We start from the raw sequence: 20066 nt of genomic DNA on the forward strand, positions 1-20066 counted from the left end.
GCACGCAAAGGGCAGCTGCCGAACGGGCTGATTATAGAGAGCGAGTATCATCTGAGTTCAAATAGCATTCGTGCGGAAGGTACTGATCAGACGAGCTTTTCGCCTTATAATGATGAGCCGATGGTGGATACCGAAGGACAAGCTGCAGCCGAGAAAGCAGCTGAGGAAGCAGCCAAACAAGCGGAGGCTAAGGAGAAAAAGGGATTTAGTTGGGGCAAGCTGCTGAAAGCGGCCGTTGTGGTTGTAGCAGTAGTGGCTGTTGTAGCCGTATCGGTTGCAACCTTTGGAGCCGGAGCCGTAATTGGCGCGGCGCTTGTTGGTGCAGCAATTGGTGCAGGTGTAGCCGTTGCAGGAAGAGCCGTATCGGACATCGCCCGCGGGGAGATGAGCAGTCCGTGGGAGTACCTGAAGGATGCGGCGAAAGGTGCACTAGTGGGGGCCGTCACCGGCGCAGTGCTAGGTCCGTTTGGAGGAATCGCAACACAAGCCATTGGTAAGATTGGACAGCACGGTGTAAATGCTTTTATCGGAGGATTGGACGGCGCCTTTGGATACGGACTTGAAGAGCTTTACGAAGGACGAATGCCAAGCGGCGCGCAAGCAGGTAAAGAGTTCCTTAAAGGTATGTTGTTCGCCGGCATTCTTTCAAAAGCGAGTCCATTCATTTCAAAAGGATTCAAAGCAGTTGGAAGCAAGCTGCGGGGACTTAAGGATATGTTCTCTCTTCCTTTGGGCAAACAATTTGCTCCGGCTGGCGGACCTCCTATACCAAGTAAATTTCAATTAGATGATATAGCTGATGGAAATGTTTCGAAGGTTGATAGTGCGTTAAGAGCACAGCAAAAGCAAGATTTAGCGGACGGTTTGTATTCAGGAAATCGGAGAGTCGAACCGGATGATATGGTTAGTAAGGGATCGGAAGCGACAGGTAAAGGTTTGCTATCTTCTAATGGTAAATTTAAAGATACTAAGTTGCAAACAAAATACGATGAATATTGTAAAAGGAAATATAAAGCTGGCGAAACACCTAAAGACCCACTAAAATGGAAGGAAGCTAGTGAAAAATGGGCATCTCTACGAGAACAGGGAGAAGTATTTTCTGATGAAAGTTTCGCTAAATTTTCACAAAAATATGAAAATGCACAAAAAGAAATAACAATTGTAACAAATGATGGAACTAAGATTAGGGTTGACGCAATTGCAACTGATGCACATGGCAATGTTATAATTCAAGAATATAAAAGTTCCGGTAGTGCTCCATTTACTCCGAATCAAAATAAGGGATTCCCAGAACTAAAGAATTCTGGTGGCTCAGTTGTGGGCGAAGGAAAGGGAGATTTCACAGAGGGATATGTAATCCCTAGTGGAACAGGAGTGCAAATTGTTCGACCTGATGGGACAACCTATTTTGATAAATAAATGAGGTGAGATACAAGTGTCAGTATTAGACAAAAATAAAATAGATGGAATTGGAAAAAGCGAAAGTGAAAATAAATTAGCATTAATGATTGCAGACCACTTAGATTGGGAAAATGAGCTCGAACACTTAACCTTATTGCAGGACAAAATTAATGCTTATGTATCTTTTATTGAAAGTGGGCAAGTCTATAATTTTTATCCAGATGCCAAGTCAGTAGATGGATTTATATTTGATTTAATGTTTAGATATGAACCAACTGAAAATTGCAATAAATTATTGGAATTTTTTAGTAAAAGTACGCAAGATTTAAAGATCGAGTTTGAAATAAATGTATTCTAAATGGATTAGATTTGAGGTGTGATATGAAAGCAAATGAAGTATTTGATAACGTATGTAGTTTAATATCTAAAAAGTATACAGACAGTGGTTGGAAATATTCTAAGTCAGGTCATTGGATGACTAAAAAAGATAAAAAATTTGTTTATAAAGTGTTTTTTTATACAAGTTGGAATAATATATCTGATAGAAATGTAGTATTTTATGGTGAATGTGCAATTAATCCATTAAAACAAAAAGATAAAATTTTTCATATTAATACTCGTCAATGCAATGTACCAAGTGGTCAACTGTATTGGAACATCGCAAATGAAGAAAATTGGAATCAGGCAGTTGAAGAATTTGCTAGTTGGTTAGATAGCGTGTTTTTGCCTATTGTAGAAAACTGCATGAACGATTTGGATGATTTTGTTGAAAAAGTTGTTATGAGTGGGTTTTATCCCCCAAATGGATATGTGGTTGATATTAGTTTTGTTTTAACTCATGGTTCGCGTAAACTAGCTGAAGAAGCCACCAAAAGGTATTATGCAAGTTTAGATGAGCCTATAAAAAAAGAATTTAAAGAAAATTATGAGAGTATGATTAATGGTAATGAGGCTGTAAGTGCATACGGCACTAATATGATGAGAAATTATTCTAATTTTAGAACTATAGTAGAAAATAAAATTATTATGACATTTTAGCACATAAAATTGTCTATCATCGCTTGCGGTAATTGGTAGCCCAGTTATCGCTTTTTATTTTTCAACATTACTTTACTGCTTAGGAAACGGTTAATAGTAATATTCCACTACCTTCAAACAAACTGAATTTTCTAGTTCATTGGAAAAATCATGGACTACGTGCAGCTCGCGCTGGATGCTGTTGGGATGATTCCGGTAGTGGGGGGTTGCCGCGAATGTCGTGAATGCCGGCATATTGGTGGGACGGGGCCATTACGCAGGCGCTATTATCGATGGCTGCGTGTATTCCGATTGCAGAGGCTGCGATCAATTGCGGTTTTATGGAAATCTAAACGGAGTACGAATACTTCCTTTAAGACCTACATGAACAAACTTTAATCAGGAGACCCCAATTCAAAAAAAGATGCATGCGGAGTTGTAATAGTATCATTCAACAATTTGATATAAAGTATCCTAATATTAAAATTGAAGTTGTTCATAATGGAGAAATGCCTGTTATACCTAGTTCTACAAAATAAATTTTTGGAGGTTTTTGTGAAATGGCTCATAGTTATGAAGAGTACTCGGAATATATACATGAGACGTATAATGAGTATAAAGAAGATGAAAAAATTAGTTATAAGGAAGCAATCGCAAAAAACATTTAATGAATACGATATGTCAATGAAAAAAAGTGAGACAGATAAAGCTGTGATTAATATAACGATTGTAGAAATTATAGATTTTCACTCTAGGATTTTGAACAGCTTTAAAATTTATTTAAATGGAAACGATATCTCGATTAGATTTTAATTTAATTGAACAGGAAGGGAATATGAAGCTCTCAATAATTTATGTGAAGGAAAAGAGTTGAAAGTAATACATCAAGAGAACTAGAGTGTGTATCGAAAATATAAACTGGATCTTAGGCAGTCTTTTTGATACGGGTAATGAATTCATTATAAAAACTATCTACATATATAATATTCATGAAACAAAGCTTAATAGCTAAACCTAATTAACGGGTTTAAATATATGTAACAGGTCGATTATGGTCATGCATCACCATAATAAACCTGTTTTTTGTTGTTTTTGTGTTCTTGCAATTTTCGAATCTCTTCACAACAGTAAATTCCATATAACTACAAGATAACTCTGGTATTTTATCATTAACGCAAAGTTTTCTATATAAATTAATCTACAAATTCAATTCAAATATTCCGATATAGAGTTTATGTGGAAAATATAAACAAATGAAGGAGAGTTCTGTTTTGAAGAAGCTGTTGTCTATTACCATCAGTGTCGTACTAATCGTTCTGCTCAGCGCCTGCAATGTGGTCGGGGATGCCACAAAGAAAACATCACAAACAAATAATAATGGAGCGTCTACGGATTTAGCTAAATCCAATGCTTATGTAGAGCTAATTAATTATATGTCAGGATGGCTGATTTTAGCTGAAAGTCATTATACTAGCAATTTTGGTCTTGAAGAAGAGATGCAGTTTCCGAAAAATTTTGATCCTGCCAAGTTTGACGGCAGCGTACTGACCCCAATTGTCCAAGGCTCTTTCGACGAAGCAGATAAACTGATAGCTATGGCTTCTAAGAAGCCATCAATTGGTCCAGCGGATGAGACGATGAAGCTGCTTGCGCCAAAGTTAAAAGAGTTTTATGCTCTCGTGAATGAAATGGACACCTACTACCGTTCCAAAGAATTTTTACAAGATAAATTCGAGAAGGGCAAGGAGCTGCACAAAAAATATCATACTCTATATGTAGAATACACCGAGCTTGGTGAGAAACTTTACTTGGAAATGTCTGAAGTTACAAAGAAAAATGAACTGGAACAAATGAAGAGATTGAAGGAAGAAGGATATCTGATCGGGTACTATGCTAGAAGTGTTGTAATTAGGACCAAAGAAATTCAGGAAGACTTCTATGAAGCGGAGATAGATGACAGCAATCTGGGTGACTATGACGCATCTAAATTTAGAGAAAAGTATGATTTGTTAACTGCTGACATTGAACAGTTCCTGACATATTCCAAGGATGAAGAACAATTGGCAAAGGAAGGTATTACGTTCCTCGGCATGTTCGAGGATGCAATGGCCAGGGTAAAAGGTGCCGCCACCAATATTGTGCAGTTCCTTGAGAAGACTGAGCCAAGCGAGAGCAGCTCTGCTGGTTCAGGCAGAGTTACTACGGGCGAGCGTATCGGACTGATTGAAAACTTCGACAAGCGTGTGTCGGATATGATCGGCCGGTACAATCAAATTCGATAACGGCATCAGCAGCTGGCCAAGCTGGCCTGCTTCTTAGAGGAGGACTTAATACCTGTGAAAATGTTAACTGCCTTGCTAATCACGTGCTTCCTGCTTGCTGCATGCAGCACTTTAGAGGAGCCGCAACAACAAGAAAAGAATACGGCTGTGCAAGCTGATTCTAGTACTGCAGCGGCTAGGAAATTTTCCGCCTATATGGAGCTAGATCTGTTCACTGCGTCCAAACTGAATGAGACGGCGAGTTTTTACTTTAGAAACTTCGGCGCCGGCGAAGAGCTGGATGTTATCGGCAAGTCCGTAGCCTATACGGGCATCTTCTTGAAAATTAATAACTACCCATTAAAAGGAATTGAGGAGTTGGCGAAAAGCGAGCCGCCCATCGAGAAGGTGGATGCGTTGGCAGCAGAGCTCACGCCTAAGCTGAATGAGCTCATTAGCTTATATGGGGAAGCAGATACCTATTACCTGATGAAAAACTACGCCGATGATGATTATTCCAAAGGTAAGGCGCTTCATCAGCAAATTCTAACACTTCATAAGGAGATAGCACCGCTCACGGATGAATACTCTCAGGCGCTCAGTGAGCAGCTTGTCCCGTGGCTTAAAACAACAGCGGAGTCACTGGGCAGTAATCACGAGGTGGAGGCCTCAGTTATTCACACCGTGATAAATGCCATTGCTTTGGATACACTGCTTGCCAAGCAGGGCCAAGCCGCTGGTATGGATCAACTTGTTGCAGCCCAATTCAAGGTATTATACAACCAATTAGACGAGGCTATTAAAGCTCTGCTTGATCTGACTAAGGATACCGCATTGCTTGAGAAGGAAAAGCTGGATGAATGGCTGGTGGGCGATAATAAGCTAAGGCTCGCTGTCATAGAAGGAAAAGCTGCCGCCACTGACATCAATCAATCTCTTCTCCAGAAGACGCAAGCGTCAGGCACGGGGAATAAAGACAAGGATGGCAACGCTGAGGCCGCTGTACAAATACAAAAATACCGCATCTCGGCCAAAAAGATGTTCACTGCTTATATGGAATATTTCAATAAAGCTGATAGAAGTCGATAATTGAAAGTCAGACTGCCCTCTAGTTCATAGCATGTAGACTGGTCAGACAAAAAATGCTGTTATAACATAGAGATACGCACCTTTCTTGTAGGCATGGTTGATCGACACTTCCGTGCTGCCAAACAAGCCAGGTGCTTTTTTATTAATACGAGTAAATATCTTCTTACATCCTTATAGAAAGGAATGGTCTAATGAATACCCAACAGCTTTTGAAAATCCTTCATGATCAAAAAAAGGAAATCATCATTGATGGCAATGTGATTAAAGAGAAAACAAGTGATTATGAAAATTTTTACCAATTGATAAGAAGTAATGGCGTATGGGAATTTTCTGAAATGAATTTCGAGAGAAAATCGACTCCTGAAAAAGAGGATGCGATGATCTTTTCGGATGAAAGCAAAGCAATTAATTATTTCTTTATAAAGGTATATAAAAAGCTGGTTTTCACAACGGTCTTTTCAGCAAACAATCCTGTTTATGAGATTAGCGATATAGATGCGCTTCAACAGCTTTTTAATCATTTGGGGATAACGAGCGAGTACTACAGCTTTCAAAAGATAAAGCCCCAAATCGTATTCGGGGAAGCTGATCACGACCATCTGACCATTAGTTACATCGATCAAAATCAGCAAAAACGGTTTACAACAAATCGCCTGAAACTTGAGCGTGGAATATTTGTGATGTATAGACTCACTTACTCTCTATCTTTATTAAAATCGCTAGAAGATAGGATGATTAGAGAGCAGATTTTAGTTGATCGTTTTCACGATGATGAGATCGAGCTCTTCCTGAAATAACATCTTCGAAGGAGAAACATAACAGATGCTATGCATGTTTGCAGTCCCGCTGCCCCATACTGGAATTTATATGAATGGCCTGAGGGAGTGAACTGCAATCAATAAGCGAACAAGTCCTGCCATATATAATAGTTCCCGCTGGCTTAAGCGGCTCCTCGGATTGCCGCTCGCTGCGCTGCGCATGGTAGTAAGCCGGCGGAAGGAGCGTGCGGAATCGCAACGGATGGCAGAGGCAGCTGAGCCTCTGCGGTTGCGGCCGGAGCTCGTCACGGAGCTTGTCGGCGATTGGTCAAGACTGTCGCGAGCGTCTGCTCTGCCGTTCCAGACCTGTACGGAGGCAGAGCAGACGCTCGTCGCTGATATTCATGCTGAAACGAAACAGCGTAATCGTAATAATCGAACGCGGACTGAGGCCTATGGTGAACTCTTCACCCGTATGCCGGAGCTGCACTGGGCGTTGTTAGCACACGCTGTTTCGCGCAATGGCGGCTGGAATATGACGGATTTGCAGGGAGAATGGCTTCCCCGGCTGCTTCTGGATGAGCAGAGGGAAGCCGTATTTGCTTTTCTGGAACGCGCCAATGCCTTGATTTTTCAGGATGCATATCCGCAGCTGCTGCTTTATGAGCAGAGTGTGAAGCTGGGGCGTTCGCTGTTTCATTTGCTGCCAGCGTTTGGCGTATCCCGGTTCATGAGACCGGTCTGGGATTGCTTCTGGAGGGAGCGGGACCCGGTTGTTCTGACAACGTCGCTGATCGTCAATGAACAGCATTATATTGAGAAAAGGGTGGTGCAGCACCCTTACTTCCGCAAGGAAGTGCTCAATACGCTGTTCTTCGGCATGCAGCCTGTGCTGCAGCTAAACGCGCTCCTCCTTCCTTATCGGGCGGAAGGGGAACTGCGGCTCGCCGGACTTGTGCTGGAGAGTTTCGACAACATACACGAGAGAATCGAATTCGGCAAGCGATTGTATGCCGTGCTTTTTGGCATCCCGAGAATTCATGCTGGCGCTCTTTCGTTTGTCGGCAGCATGCCGCATTCTGGCTCACGCGCCGACTATGCTCCGCACTTGTTCACACGGTCGAGGCAGGGGGCGCCTGAGGAGCCCTATGAAATGAGGCTGAAGTCCGGAAGTTTGCTTCCTGGGGCACATCCGATGTACAGTCCCGAGCTGGAGGCAGCATGGCCGGATTGGCCCGTAGAGCCGCCGGAGCCGGGTGACTGGTTTCGAGACACAGCGGATGCCGAGCCCTTCTTCCGCGAGCTGCCTATTCCGCCCTCGTTCGAGCTGACAGAGGAATACGGCTTGCTACTGGAGCGAATCGAGCTGGGGGTACTGGCTGCTGAGCATGTCGATGTAAAGTTGTAACAGTCTGCTGAGGGTCAGCTAATTTAGGCGTTCATTTCAGCTATCAGTTGCACACTTTGGCGATATATTTCGCGATGCGTATGCTGATTTGGGCGCGAGCTACTTCGCGGATCATGGAGAAGCGATCCTCGTAGCCGCGGCAGACGAACCGATAATGGATAGCACCGCCCTCGCTTTCAAGCTCATCTTGAAATACTTGGATCTTCCGCATTTGAAGTTCTTTGCGCACGGCGGCCAGATCATTCTCAATGAGCCTAACGACGGCGAAGGAGGCTCTAATAAAGAGCGGCTTCATCGTATAGGAGGACAACTCAATATCTCTGAGGTTTTTCTCGACGATGCTCAGCATCATTGGCAGCAGCACGAAGTCGCGGATGAACTCAAGTTCTTCCTTCGTTGGAACAGGAACCGGCTTGATGTCCTGCGGTGCGCGGCGTTGCAGGTACTGCTCCCGATGCTCAGGCAGCATCATGCGGCTGGATTCCCAGCGACCGTTTCCTTCAAGTTTTTTGCTCATTTATAATGTCCTCCAATTTTGAGGCTGCGTTCACGGGCTTGTGCGGCATCCAGCAGCGAAGAGGCTCTTAAGATTGAAGTCGTTCCGAACTTGCTGCGAATTGAGTCCGTCGTACGTTCCAGCCGCCGTTCCTTTTCCCGATTGCCGAACAGCGTTAGCTGATACTGATCATCCGGTACGAGGCTGGACAGCGTGACGCCAAGCTTGCGGACCGGGAGCCGATCCCAATGCGAGTAAAAGAGTGATCGCGCAGCGGCGAATACTTCCTTCGTAATATTCGTCGGGTCAGGCACCTTCATCTGCCGGAAAAAGCCTGTTGGGTGGTCGAAATCGGCGCCCTGCGCTCCAGCCGCAACGACATGCGCCATGTAGCCCTTGGCCCGGCTTCGGCGGCACACCTCCTCGCTTAATTCGAGGAGTACGATATCGATCTCATGCGGCTTGGCATAGTCGCGCGGCAGCGTCATTTGATGTCCGACTGCTTGCTGTGCGTCATGGGTACCTGGCTTGACCGGACTAGGATCAATGCCGTTGGCTGTCTGCCAGTACAGCTCGGCCTGAATGTCACTGTTTCTGCCCATGCGGGCATGCAGCCGGCGCTTCAGCTCTGGAAGCGGCATCCGGCCGAGATCGCCGACCGTATGGATGCCCATGCGCTGGAAATGGGCGGTCATACGTGAGCCGACGCCGAAAAGCTTCCCTACCGGCATTGGCCAGAGCAGCTCCTGCACGCCAGACTCCCGAAGCGTAAAAATGCCAGAGTCATTTTTTTTCGCCCAAATATCCGTCGCCATCTTCGCCAGCATCTTGTTCGGACCGATGCCGACCCTGGCCCATACACCTGTATAAACCATAATTTTCGCCTGGATTAAGGTGGCGATCTGCTCTGGCGAACCGTAGTAAGCGATGGAACCGGTCACGTCGAGAAATTGTTCGTCGATGGAGAAGGGCTCCACCAAATCGGTGTATTGGCCGAAAATTTTGGTGATCAACAGCGACACGTCAATGTAGAGCTGCATACGGGGCTTGACGACGACGAGATTGGGACATTTGCCAAGCGCTTCACCCAGCGTCTCGGCCGTGACTACGCCGTAGCTTTTGGCGATCGGGCATGCGGCGAGAATGATGCCGGAGCGGCGGGAAGGATCACCGGCCACAACGATCGGGTCATCCTGATATTCGGGATGAGCCGCCTTTTCAACAGAGGCATAAAACGACTGGCAGTCGATCAGCATGATGGTACGTTCCACTATTCTCACCTTCTATATGCGAATGTATGTTCTTATTCTTATTATATACCGGATGAAGCCAGATGATGCAAGGGATAAACCGGAGGTAATTTTAGACAGTGGGGCAATCTGCTCGATGGCCGGTTTGCGCATAATAGAAAAAAATCCGCTTCAGGCTGCTTGAGCAATCGAGCGGTCCTTCTTTTGTTTTCATCAAGCAGCCGCCTAAATTTCAAGCGTTATTCATTTTTTTTAGCAGGACATCTTCATATCTAGTTCAATTGGTACAAATTTCATGTTAAAGTGTCATTATATGAAAAAAGTTTTGGCCGGACGAAAGCGGGTAACGAGGGGTAAGATTGTAACCGATTCCGGAAATGCAACGTAATGAATAGTGTTAGCATGAAGAACGGCAGATTGGCTCTATTCTTTTTTCACGTTAGCAGGAATAACACGGGTAGAGAAAAATGTGTATTCCGTAGGGGCAGGGGAGGTGTAAGTTTTGTCGACGAGCAAATATATCAAGCTGCTGGTCATCATCGCTGCGGTGGCGGCACTGGATATTTACGTATTATCGCCCGGCTTACTGGGAGTCACAATTGGCGGAACGGCATTTTCGACGGCGATTGGGGTCACGCTGCTGCTGGCAAGCGCGCTTGTCATCATTTATGGCAGTTATGCCTTACTGTTTAAGCAGCCGGTCGTAATACCGGTCAAGGAGGTCGCTACGCATGAGGACTACGTGGAGGCGCTGACCGTCTATAAGCGGATTAAGGTGCTTGAGGAGGATGTTGACGTTTCCTTGGAGCAGCTGGATCGAATCCGGAAGAAAAAGGATACGCTTCTGAACGTTCTGAACCAGCGTTTTGATGCATCCGAGCTCAGCTACAAAAAATTCGCTTCCGTGACGTATGAGGTTGAGAAGCTGTTTTATCTCAATATCCGCAGCATGCTGAGCAGGCTTCAGCTGTTTGACGAGGCGGAGTTCAAGCGGGTATTAACCCAGAAACCGGCAACGTTTTCACGGGAATTGATTCAGGCGAAGGTGGATGTGTACAACGATTATCTGTCCTACATAAAAAGCTCAATAGGCACCAATGAGGAAATTTTATTGAAGCTGGATAAGCTGTTGCTGGAAATATCCCGACTGGACAGCTTTGAGCCAGGGGATATCGAAAATATGCCTTGCATACAGGAGATCGATTCGTTGATTAAGCAAACTAAATTTTATAAACAGTGAGGTGCAGCATGAAAAAGAGCAAGTTTTTTCTGCTATCCGGCATTATGTTGATTGTTGTTTTCATAATTGTTTTTGTTGGTGTCAGCTTGACTTCCAATCTGGGAAAAACCAAATCGGAGGTAGCCTCCGAGGATGCAGGCAAACGGTTAAACAAGCTTTATTCCAATATTTCAGTATCGACCGATACGCCCGTTAAAGGGCAAATCGACCTGAATCCGGCCGATATTGCGGAGTCTCTTCCGGATATATCGAAGTTTCCGATTACGGTGAATAACACGACTGACCAGTATGTTGAAATTTTCTCATCTATTGAAAAAGGCGGTACCGGCGTCGACGGGTGGCTGACTGATGTCGCGACGGAGTTTAACAAAGCGAACATTACGATTGACGGTAAAAAGGTATCGGTGAAGCTGCGGAATATCGCGTCCGGGACGGCGACCGATTTTATTAAATCGGGCAAATACGTACCGGATGCGTTCACTCCTTCCAATGAGCTGTGGGGCGAAATGGTCAAGGCAAGCGGAGTGAAGACGCAGATGGTCTCCAAGCGTCTGGTCGGCAATGTGCCGGGGATTGTCATTTCCAAAGTCAAATATGATGCGTTAATTGATAAATATGGGGCGGTGAACGTCAAAACGGTGACGGAGGCCATCTCGAACAATGAGTTCTCCATGGGCTATACGGATCCGTTTGCCAGCTCTACAGGATTGAACTTTCTCATTACGACTCTTCATACGTTCGACAGTAAAGATTTGATGGGAGCGAAGGCCGTTCAAGGCTTTGAGCAGTTCCAAGCGAACGTCCCGTTTATCGCGTCCACGACAATCCAGATGCGGGATGCGGCGAAATCCGGCATGCTCGACGGATTTGTACTGGAGTACCAGACCTTTTTCAACGCAGATGATTTGAAGAACGGCTATGTGTTTACGCCGTTTGGCGTAAGGCATGACAGTCCGTTGTACGCCCTGGGCGACTTATCGAAGACGAAGCAGAATATTATTAAGAAGTTTGCCGAGTTCGTTGAGCAGGAGAAGTATCAGACGGATGCCAAGACTAAGGGCTTCAACCAACTTAATGAATACCAGTCGGAGCTTGCGACGGCGAACGGCAGTCTGCTGTCCTCCGCTCAGAAGCTGTGGAAAGAGAAGAAAAACGGCGGCAAGCCAATTACGGCCGTGTTCGTAACCGATGTCTCCGGCAGTATGGACGGCGAACCGCTTAATCGTCTGAAAGAGTCGCTGATTAAAGGGCAGAAGTATTTGGGCAAAGACAACAGCATAGGCCTTGTTTCCTATTCGAGCAGTGTTACGATCAATCTTCCTATTGCGAAGTACGATACGAATCAGCAATCCATGTTCGTCGGGGCAGTGAACGGTCTGCAAGCAAGCGGGGGAACTGCTACATTTGACGGCATCGTTGTGGCGATGAAAATGCTGGAGGATGAGCTGGCTATCAATCCAAATACGAAGCCGATTATCTTCGTTCTAAGTGACGGGGAGACGAATGAAGGCTACTCGCTCAAGGATATTAAGGGACTGATTGAGACGTACAAAGTGCCGATCTATACCATTGGTTATAACGCCAATATTAAGGCGCTACAAAACATTTCGAGCATCAATGAAGCGGCAAGCATCAACGCGGATACCGATGATGTCGTCTACAAAATCGGCAATCTATTCAACGTACAAATGTAACGCATAACTAGAATGGGGGATGGCAGGATGTCTTTTACAATGGAGTTGCCAAGTGAAGAGGAAATTAAAACAGCAATTGAGGAGCAGGTTAAGCCCGTTCCAGAAGAAGTGTTAAAGCTCAAAGAAGCTGCTGATACGAATGTCGCAGCTATTATGGCGCTAGATATTGAGTCGTTGGAGAAGCGCCGGGATATTTTGAAATCGATTGATACCTTTGGCTTGAATACGATGCGTACATCCTCGGATAAAAATGCTTTGCTGCAAGTCTCGGTTGGCAATCTGTCTAAGACGGGAGAAGATGGAGGCCAGGTCGCGCGAGGCTTGGCTGAGCTTCATATTCAACTGAAGGATCTGGACCCGAGCGCGATTGATTTCACGAAGACTGGAATTCTCGGCAAGCTGTTCAACCCGCTGCGCGCTTATTTCCTCAAGTATCAAAAAGCGGATGGCATTATCGCGGATATCGTTATCTCGCTTGATAAAGGGAAGTCAACGCTGAAGAATGACAACACGACGCTGGAAATTGAACAGCAGCTGCTCCGGGACTTGACGAAAAAGCTGCAAAAGGAAATTCAGCTTGGGGTCATGATGGACGAATCGATTGAAACCCAGATTGAAGCGGCAAAATTGCGCAGCGAAGATCCGGAGAAGATTCGTTTCATTACGGAAGAAGTATTGTTCCCGATGCGTCAGCGGGTGATGGATATGCAGCAGATGCTGGTCGTCAACCAGCAAGGCATTATGGCGATCGAAGTCGTCATTCGGAATAACAAAGAGCTGATTCGCGGCGTGGACCGGGCGAAAAACGTCACCGTATCGGCATTGAAAATTTCTGTAACGGTAGCCGGTGCGCTGTACAATCAGAAGATCGTGCTGAAAAAGATTGAGATGCTGAATCAAACGACGAATGAACTCATAGCGAATACATCCAAAATGCTCAGCTCGCAAGGGGCTGCAATCCATAAGCAATCGCTGGAAGCCAGCATCTCCGTCGATACGTTGAAGCAAGCCTTCACGGATGTGCTGTCCGCATTGGATTCCATTAGTGCCTATAAGCAGGAAGCTTTGCCGAAAATGCGGGATACAATCGACCAATTCCGGGAACTGGCGGATAAAGGCGAGAAGCAAATTGTACGCCTTGAGCGGGGACATCGTCTCGGGCTGTAATGAAAGAAGGGAAGCCGCGCATAGCGCGGCTTTTTTTTGTGCGCGCATGCGGGCATGGCTTCGATGCCGGTGAATAAGAGCTTGCGAGGGGCATAATGTGCTCCGATCTGGGGGAAGTAACGCCATAAGACCCTCTGAGGGGCTTTATGGGCAAAGGTGCCCCGTTATATTGTGCGGTTGGGGCTTAGATTGAGGTTGTTAAGACCCTGAGGGGGTCTTAACGGCCTCCGATCAGGGAAAAAGCAATGCTTTAAGACCCTCAGAGGGCCTTAAGCATGAAAGTGTCCCGCTAAATTGCGCCTCGTGGGCCCAAATCGAGGTCGTTAAGACCCTGCGAGGGTCTTAACGACCTCCAATCAGGAGAAAAGTAATGCCATAAGACCCTATGAGGGTCTTAACGGCCTCCGATCAGGGAAAAAGCAAAGCTTTAAGACCCTCAGAGGGTCTTAAACTCAAAAGTGCCGCGCTAAATTACGCCTTCTGGGCTTCGATTGTGGTTGATAAGACCCTGGGGGGGCTTAACGCCCTCCAATCAGGTAAAATGTAGCGTCACAAGATCCTCGGAGGGTCTTACGCACACAAACACTAGCTCTGTTCGAGAAATTGCCGAATGGGGCAGGGGGGCTAGATGCAAAAAAAGAAGCTCAAGCCGGCACAAGCGACACAAGCCGCATCCAACACTTCCTCCGCATGAGCGTCACCCACACTATTTGCGCTTCAACCTTCTCTAGCACGCATTTCCCGTCACCCAAAGCCACATATAGCACGGCTTTCTAGTAGTCTACCAATTCCGATAGAAATAGTTGAAAATTGATGTTGACAAAGAAAACGATCCGATATAATATTGCGTTACAGGAATTAATTATCACAATATAATAAATATTAAGACTCACTTGACAAAAAGAGGTCTTATTTTCCCTTCGGGAGAATAAGGCCTTTTTATTTTATCAGTATACCTACTATGCGCATGTGTATAGTTGTATTTAATAATGAAAGGCAGTGAGATTTATGAGCCAAGCAGCAGTCGAGTTTCTACAGGTGACGAAAAATTATGGTTCGGGAAACGTGCTTGAAAATTTCAATCTGGTTATTCCGAAGGAGAAGATTGTAACGATTATCGGTCCGTCCGGCTGCGGCAAAACGACGCTGCTTAAGATGATCAACCGGCTGATCGAGCCGGAAGCAGGAAGCGTGCTGCTTGGGGAGCAGGACATTGGAGAGCTCAATCCGGTGGAGCTGCGAAGGAGCATCGGCTATGTCATTCAGCAGATCGGGTTGTTCCCCCACATGACCGTGGAGCAGAATATCTCGATCGTTCCCCGGCTTAAGGGAGAGAAGAAGGGACAGCTTGTTGCAAGAACGGCGGAGCTGCTGCAGCTGATCGGATTGGAGCCCGAGCAATACCGCGGCCGTTATCCTCATGAACTGAGCGGTGGTCAGCAGCAAAGGATCGGCGTAGCGCGTGCGCTTGCCGCCAATCCATCGATCATTTTGATGGACGAACCGTTCAGTGCTCTTGATCCCATCAGCCGCGTTCAGCTTCAGAAAGAGCTGATCAAGCTTAATGAACAGGTGCGGAAGACGATCGTATTCGTCACCCATGACATTGACGAAGCGCTTAAAATCGCCGATGTCGTCGTCCTGTTGAAAGGAGGGCAAGTAGTCCAGCAAGGCTCGCCGCAGGAGCTGCTGGAGAGGCCTGCACATGAATTCGTCAGGGAGTTTCTGGGGCAGGAAAGGTTCCCGCTCGCCTACAGCATTTAGGAGCAGACGATAGAAAAGTCGCTCTGCAACTAAGTTTCATCGACGGGCATCAGGCCGGGCTGAGACAAGATAAGACGCTCCGCTATTAATCTCAATAAAGGAGAGAAACGCATGCATCAACTATGGACGACCTTTCAGGCGAGCTGGGAGATTTTATTGCAAAAAACGCAGGAGCACATTTATTTGTCTTTGGTGTCCGTCATATTGGCTTGCTTGATCGCTATTCCGCTCGGTATCTACCTTTCGACCCATCGGCGGCTCGCAAACTCCGTCATTACAACCGTATCGGTCATCCAGACGATACCGAGTCTCGCTTTATTCGGCTTTATGATTCCGCTGCTCGGCATCGGCCCAAAGCCTGCTATCTTCGCATTAACGCTGTACGCGCTCATGCCGATTTTGCAGAACACGTACGTCGGTATTAATGGCGTGAACCCGGCGCTGATCGAAGCGGGAAAAGGTCTTGGCATGACGCGCTGGCAGCTGTTATGGATCGTCCAGCTTCCGATCGCGAGAGTCGTCATTATGGCCGGTGTCCGGCTCGTTGCCGTCCAGACGATCAGTATGGCGACTATCGCCACCTATATCGCGGCAGGCGGTCTTGGCGACATCATTACGAACGGGATGAGCATGATGGATACGCCGACGATTATGCTAGGTGCCATACCGGTGTCGCTGCTCGTCATTCTGATCAATATTTTGCTGCTGCAGCTGAACCGCTGGCTGACCCCCAAAGGTTTAAGCGATAAGAAGCCAGCCTTCAGTCTTAGAGCAAATCCCAAAAAGAGGAGAGCTGCACTATGAAAAAGATAAAGTTCAGACGCGTGCTAAATAAAACTGCGTTGCTGTCGCTGCTAATTGCCTTAATGACGGTCACCGCCGCTTGCTCCAGCTCAGGTTCGGGCTCCGGTTCCTCCAAAATTGTGATCGCAACGAAAGGCTTTACGGAATCCGACATTTTGCAGCAGGTGCTGAAGCTGCTCGTTGAGAATGATACGGACCTGAAGGTGGAGACGATCAAGCTGGACAACAACCTGCTCTGGGAGGCCACGAAGAAAGGCGACGTGGATCTGTTCGTAGAGTACACCGGGACCGCCCTTATTAACATTCTAAAGCAGCAGCCGGAATACGACCCGCAGGTCGTCTACGACAAAGTGAAGCAGCAATTGCAAGAGAAGGAGAATTTGTCGCTGCTTGAGCCCCTTGGCTTCAACAATACATACGCGCTCGCGGTGCGCCGCGAAGTGTCGGAGCAGTACGGCATCACCAACATTACGCAGCTTGCTGAGCATGCAGGCGAGCTTATCTTCACCGCAGTTCCGCTCGTTGAGAGCGAGACCCGCCCGGACGGTTACGTACAGGCGAAAAAAGCTTACGGCATTAAGTTCAAGCAGCTGAAAGGCATCTCGGATCGTTCGCTTCAAGTGCAGACGATTAAACGAAAGGAGGCGGATGCTATCCTTGTGTATTCCACGGACGGAAGCATTGCGGCGAATGATCTGGTTGTTCTGGATGACGACAAGCGGGTTTTCGTACCCTACTACGCTGCGCCGCTTATCCGAAGCGAGGTGCTGAAAGCTCATCCGGAGCTAAAGGAGGTGTTGAATAAGCTAAGCGGACAAATCTCGGAGAGTACGATGCAGAAGCTCAACGACGAGGTCGAAAGCGGGAAGAAAAAACCGGTGGACGTAGCGAGAGCCTGGCTCGAGGAAAAAGGACTTATTAAGCAAAAATAAGAGATTCCAAATCGAAAAGGAGTGTTTCTCATGAGTGATCAAGTTCTGGAAAACAAACCAGCAATCCGTACTGTACGCGTACTTATTCAACCAACACCGCGCAAAATCCGCGTCCGCTTTGGCGGCGAGACGGTGGCTGAAAGCGTGAAGGCGCTTATCGTGCATGAGCGCGGCCATCTGCCTGTCTATTATTTCCCGCGGGAGGATGTTCGCTTTGATCTGCTGGAACCGACTGATCATAGCACTCACTGCCCGCTGAAGGGCGATGCTGCCTACTGGACGATTCAAGCCGGAGGGCGCGTCTCGGAGAATGCCGTTTGGAGCTATCCCGAGGCGATCCCGGAGAGCAAAGGCTTGGAGGGCTATATCGCTTTCTACTGGGACAGAGTGGATCAATGGTTCGAGGAGGAGGAAGAGGTGTTCGTTCACCCGCGCGATCCGTATAAACGGATAGACTTCTTGCCTTCGACCCGTCATATCCGGGTAGAGCTGGACGGCGTCACGGTTGCAGAGAGCCGCAGTCCGGTCATCTCATTCGAAACCGGCCAGCCTGTCCGGTATTACTTGCCGGAATCGGATGTGGTCAGTGAATATTTGCTTCCGTCCGATACGGCGACCCGCTGCCCTTACAAAGGAATAGCGGCCTACCATTCCGTTCAAATCGAAGGCACGGAGCATAAGGATTTGATTTGGCGCTATAACGAACCCATTGCGGCAGCGAAGGCAATAGAAGGAAGGCTTTCCTTCTATAACGAACGCGTGCAGATCTATGTGGATGGCGAGCTTGAAGCTGTTGCAAAGGCGGAACGCTCGGTGCTGGACAGCATCCGGCTTCACATCGCGTAAGGGGGTTAGGGATGTCCATTCCATCAGAAACAGGACGGCGGCTGATTCAACAAATACCATCTGCCGCTTCCGCTGGCTCTAACGATATCTCTAACTCTAACGCTAGCTCGCGCGCACTAGATTCCGGCAGCAAACGGACCGTTATCAAGCTTGATAATTGCCCGTTCTGCGGTTCAGATCTGCGAATCGAGCAATTCGGAGGACGGCTCAAGGTACGGTTTGGCGGTGAGACGATCGCTGATAGTGCACGGGCGGTATTGTTTCGGGAGGCGGATCGTCCGCCGGCCGTCTATTTTCCGCCTGACGATGTGCGTCAGGAGCTGCTTCAGCCAACTGATACCCGAACGTTATGCCAATACAAGGGGTATGCCTCGTACTGGTCGATTCATGCGGGCGGGCAGACGGCCCGCAATGCCGTTTGGAGCTACCGGGAGGCATCCGCCGATAGTGCGTCGATTCGCGGCTACTTGGCCTTTTATTGGGATCGCGTGGATGAATGGCTTCACAATGACCAGCTCATCGAAGATCGGCTGTTGTCGGTCTACAATAACGAAATGAAGGAAGAGGAGGAGACAGTCCAATGAGTGAAACGAAGCGCCAGCTGTCGCTGGGAGCGATGATGTTTTTTCCAACGGGAGAGCATATCTCCAGTTGGAGGCATCCGAAGTCAAATGCAGCGGGATCGCTGAATTTTGACCATTACAAAGAGATTGTGCAGACAGCGGAGCGCGGGAAATTCGATATGTTCTTCTACGCCGATGAGCTGTATGTCTGGGACCGCTTCGAGTCTGGCATCGCTCAGGCCAACAGCATTCGTCCCGAGCCGTTCACGCTGCTGTCGGCGCTCGCTGCCGCTACAAAGCATATCGGCTTGGCAGCGACAATCTCCACTACCTACAACGAGCCGTATCATATTGCCCGCAAGCTGGCTTCGCTTGATCATCTAAGCGGCGGCCGCGCGGCGTGGAACATTGTCACTTCGCAGACGGACGAGGAGGCTCGCAACTTTAGTCAGGAGAAGCATCTGCAGCACGAGACCCGCTATGAACGAGCCCGTGAATTTGTAGACGCGACGCAAGGGCTGTGGGACAGCTGGGAGGACGACGCGCTGACGCTCGACAAGGAAAGCGGCATATTTGCCGATAAAGATAAGCTGCACAATGTGGACTTCAAAGGGAAGTTCTTCAACATTCGCGGCCCGTTGAACGTCAGTCGTCCGCCGCAAGGCTATCCGGTGCTCATTCAAGCGGGCGCTTCGGAAGCCGGGAAGGAAGTAGCGGCAGCGACGGCTGAAGTGGTATTTGCCCCGAAGGGGACTCTGGAGGAAGGCCAGGCTTTGTACAGCGACCTGAAAGGCCGATTGGCCAAATACGGCCGCAAGCCGGAGGAGCTGAAAATATTGCCGTTCTTCATGCCGGTCATCGCTTCGACGGATGAAGAGGCGAAGGCGCTGCTGGCGGAGGTCGAGGAGCTGACACCGGAACGGCTTGGGCTGGATTTGCTGTCACACTATTTGGGCCGGGATATCTCCAGCTTCCCGCTGGATGAGCCGCTGCCTTTTACCCCAGAGCTGGAAGGCTTTAATCAGAGTAAAAGCGGGCTGAAGCGGATTATTACGATTTTGGAGGCGGAGCCGCAGCTGACCATCCGCCAGCTCTATAAGCGCATCAATAATCGTGCAATTGCAGGAACGCCAGAGCAGATTGCCGATGAGCTGGAGCAATGGTTTACGAACGGAGCCGCTGACGGATTTATTATCGGTTTTCCGCATCTCCCGGCAGGAATTGATGACTTTGTCAATCTGGTCGTGCCGGAATTGCAGCGCCGGGGCTTGTTCAGGACGGAATATCCGGAGGGAACGCTGCGTGATACGCTTGGCTTCAAGCGTCCGCAGAACAGCTTCGCTTCAGCGCCAGTCGGTTAAGCAGAAAGAACAGCA

The 20066-nt window shown here is 47.7% G+C and carries 16 protein-coding genes and 2 pseudogenes; 16 read left to right on the forward strand and 2 right to left on the reverse strand.

Annotated features, from left to right (window positions below; genetic code table 11):
- From ACFVVF_RS00005 to ACFVVF_RS00035, 7 genes and pseudogenes are all read left to right on the forward strand, one after another.
- Positions 1-1419, forward strand: a pseudogene (locus ACFVVF_RS00005) (hypothetical protein); the annotation flags it as partial.
- Between the two features lie 16 nt (positions 1420-1435).
- A complete protein-coding gene (locus tag ACFVVF_RS00010; protein WP_387804256.1) occupies positions 1436-1759 on the forward strand; it encodes a DUF6572 domain-containing protein in 324 nt (107 codons plus the stop codon).
- 23 nt (positions 1760-1782) lie between these two features.
- Positions 1783-2439 (forward strand): hypothetical protein, encoded by a 657-nt coding sequence (locus ACFVVF_RS00015; RefSeq protein ID WP_387804258.1) that lies wholly within the window; start codon positions 1783-1785, stop codon positions 2437-2439.
- Positions 2440-3689: 1250 nt separating this feature from the next.
- Positions 3690-4700 carry a DUF3829 domain-containing protein gene (locus ACFVVF_RS00020; protein WP_387804259.1) on the forward strand — a complete coding sequence of 337 codons (1011 nt, stop codon included), beginning with the start codon at positions 3690-3692 and terminating at the stop codon, positions 4698-4700.
- A gap of 60 nt (positions 4701-4760) precedes the next feature.
- Positions 4761-5768, forward strand: a complete 1008-nt coding sequence (locus ACFVVF_RS00025) for a DUF3829 domain-containing protein (protein ID WP_387808683.1) — start codon at positions 4761-4763, stop codon at positions 5766-5768.
- Positions 5769-5959: 191 nt separating this feature from the next.
- Positions 5960-6565 (forward strand): hypothetical protein, encoded by a 606-nt coding sequence (locus ACFVVF_RS00030; protein ID WP_387804261.1) that lies wholly within the window; start codon positions 5960-5962, stop codon positions 6563-6565.
- Between the two features lie 181 nt (positions 6566-6746).
- A complete protein-coding gene (locus ACFVVF_RS00035) occupies positions 6747-7934 on the forward strand; it encodes a DUF2515 domain-containing protein (RefSeq protein WP_387804262.1) in 1188 nt (395 codons plus the stop codon).
- A 43-nt stretch (positions 7935-7977) separates the two neighbouring features.
- Here ACFVVF_RS00035 and ACFVVF_RS00040 read toward each other — a convergent pair whose 3' ends face one another.
- Both ACFVVF_RS00040 and ACFVVF_RS00045 read right to left on the reverse strand, forming a co-directional pair.
- On the reverse strand, positions 7978-8451 hold the full coding sequence (locus ACFVVF_RS00040) for a YhjD family protein (protein WP_387804263.1): 474 nt from the start codon (positions 8449-8451) through the stop codon (positions 7978-7980).
- Entirely contained in the window at positions 8448-9701 is a 1254-nt protein-coding gene (locus ACFVVF_RS00045) for a DNA polymerase IV (RefSeq protein ID WP_387804265.1), read from the reverse strand. The genes ACFVVF_RS00040 and ACFVVF_RS00045 overlap by 4 nt, the downstream gene beginning before the upstream one ends.
- A gap of 481 nt (positions 9702-10182) precedes the next feature.
- Here ACFVVF_RS00045 and ACFVVF_RS00050 point away from each other — a divergent pair, with 481 nt between their 5' ends.
- The 9 genes and pseudogenes from ACFVVF_RS00050 to ACFVVF_RS00090 all read left to right on the forward strand — a co-directional run bounded on the left by ACFVVF_RS00050 (position 10183) and on the right by ACFVVF_RS00090 (position 20051).
- Positions 10183-10920 (forward strand): hypothetical protein, encoded by a 738-nt coding sequence (locus ACFVVF_RS00050; RefSeq protein ID WP_387804267.1) that lies wholly within the window; start codon positions 10183-10185, stop codon positions 10918-10920.
- 8 nt (positions 10921-10928) lie between these two features.
- A complete protein-coding gene (locus ACFVVF_RS00055) occupies positions 10929-12614 on the forward strand; it encodes a vWA domain-containing protein (RefSeq protein WP_387804268.1) in 1686 nt (561 codons plus the stop codon).
- A 27-nt stretch (positions 12615-12641) separates the two neighbouring features.
- Positions 12642-13781 carry a toxic anion resistance protein gene (locus tag ACFVVF_RS00060; protein ID WP_387804270.1) on the forward strand — a complete coding sequence of 380 codons (1140 nt, stop codon included), beginning with the start codon at positions 12642-12644 and terminating at the stop codon, positions 13779-13781.
- Positions 13782-14789: 1008 nt separating this feature from the next.
- A pseudogene (locus tag ACFVVF_RS00065) lies at positions 14790-15530 on the forward strand (ABC transporter ATP-binding protein); the annotation flags it as partial.
- Between the two features lie 126 nt (positions 15531-15656).
- Complete coding sequence (locus tag ACFVVF_RS00070; protein WP_387804272.1) at positions 15657-16349, forward strand: ABC transporter permease; 693 nt, start codon at positions 15657-15659, stop codon at positions 16347-16349.
- On the forward strand, positions 16346-17281 hold the full coding sequence (locus ACFVVF_RS00075; RefSeq protein ID WP_387804274.1) for an ABC transporter substrate-binding protein: 936 nt from the start codon (positions 16346-16348) through the stop codon (positions 17279-17281). Before ACFVVF_RS00070 ends, ACFVVF_RS00075 begins: the two co-directional genes overlap by 4 nt.
- A 30-nt stretch (positions 17282-17311) precedes the next feature.
- Positions 17312-18127 carry a DUF427 domain-containing protein gene (locus tag ACFVVF_RS00080; protein WP_387804275.1) on the forward strand — a complete coding sequence of 272 codons (816 nt, stop codon included), beginning with the start codon at positions 17312-17314 and terminating at the stop codon, positions 18125-18127.
- A gap of 11 nt (positions 18128-18138) precedes the next feature.
- A complete protein-coding gene (locus ACFVVF_RS00085; RefSeq protein ID WP_387804277.1) occupies positions 18139-18711 on the forward strand; it encodes a DUF427 domain-containing protein in 573 nt (190 codons plus the stop codon).
- Positions 18708-20051, forward strand: coding sequence for an LLM class flavin-dependent oxidoreductase (locus ACFVVF_RS00090; protein ID WP_387804279.1), 1344 nt, complete (start codon positions 18708-18710; stop codon positions 20049-20051). Before ACFVVF_RS00085 ends, ACFVVF_RS00090 begins: the two co-directional genes overlap by 4 nt.
- Positions 20052-20066 lie beyond the last annotated feature (15 nt).

The organism is Paenibacillus sp. NPDC058174 (genome assembly GCF_042883865.1).
Classification (GTDB): domain Bacteria; phylum Bacillota; class Bacilli; order Paenibacillales; family Paenibacillaceae; genus Pristimantibacillus.

Bases quoted from the DNA above. Each gene is read 5' to 3' on its own strand.
- ACFVVF_RS00015 (WP_387804258.1), top strand. From the start codon at position 1,783: ATGAAAGCAAATGAAGTATTTGATAACGTATGTAGTTTAATATCTAAA.
- ACFVVF_RS00025 (WP_387808683.1), top strand. From the start codon at position 4,761: ATGTTAACTGCCTTGCTAATCACGTGCTTCCTGCTTGCTGCATGCAGC.
- ACFVVF_RS00030 (WP_387804261.1), top strand. From the start codon at position 5,960: ATGAATACCCAACAGCTTTTGAAAATCCTTCATGATCAAAAAAAGGAA.
- ACFVVF_RS00035 (WP_387804262.1), top strand. From the start codon at position 6,747: ATGGTAGTAAGCCGGCGGAAGGAGCGTGCGGAATCGCAACGGATGGCA.
- ACFVVF_RS00040 (WP_387804263.1), bottom strand. From the start codon at position 8,451: ATGAGCAAAAAACTTGAAGGAAACGGTCGCTGGGAATCCAGCCGCATG.
- ACFVVF_RS00055 (WP_387804268.1), top strand. From the start codon at position 10,929: ATGAAAAAGAGCAAGTTTTTTCTGCTATCCGGCATTATGTTGATTGTT.
- ACFVVF_RS00060 (WP_387804270.1), top strand. From the start codon at position 12,642: ATGTCTTTTACAATGGAGTTGCCAAGTGAAGAGGAAATTAAAACAGCA.
- ACFVVF_RS00070 (WP_387804272.1), top strand. From the start codon at position 15,657: ATGCATCAACTATGGACGACCTTTCAGGCGAGCTGGGAGATTTTATTG.
- ACFVVF_RS00075 (WP_387804274.1), top strand. From the start codon at position 16,346: ATGAAAAAGATAAAGTTCAGACGCGTGCTAAATAAAACTGCGTTGCTG.
- ACFVVF_RS00080 (WP_387804275.1), top strand. From the start codon at position 17,312: ATGAGTGATCAAGTTCTGGAAAACAAACCAGCAATCCGTACTGTACGC.
- ACFVVF_RS00085 (WP_387804277.1), top strand. From the start codon at position 18,139: ATGTCCATTCCATCAGAAACAGGACGGCGGCTGATTCAACAAATACCA.
- ACFVVF_RS00090 (WP_387804279.1), top strand. From the start codon at position 18,708: ATGAGTGAAACGAAGCGCCAGCTGTCGCTGGGAGCGATGATGTTTTTT.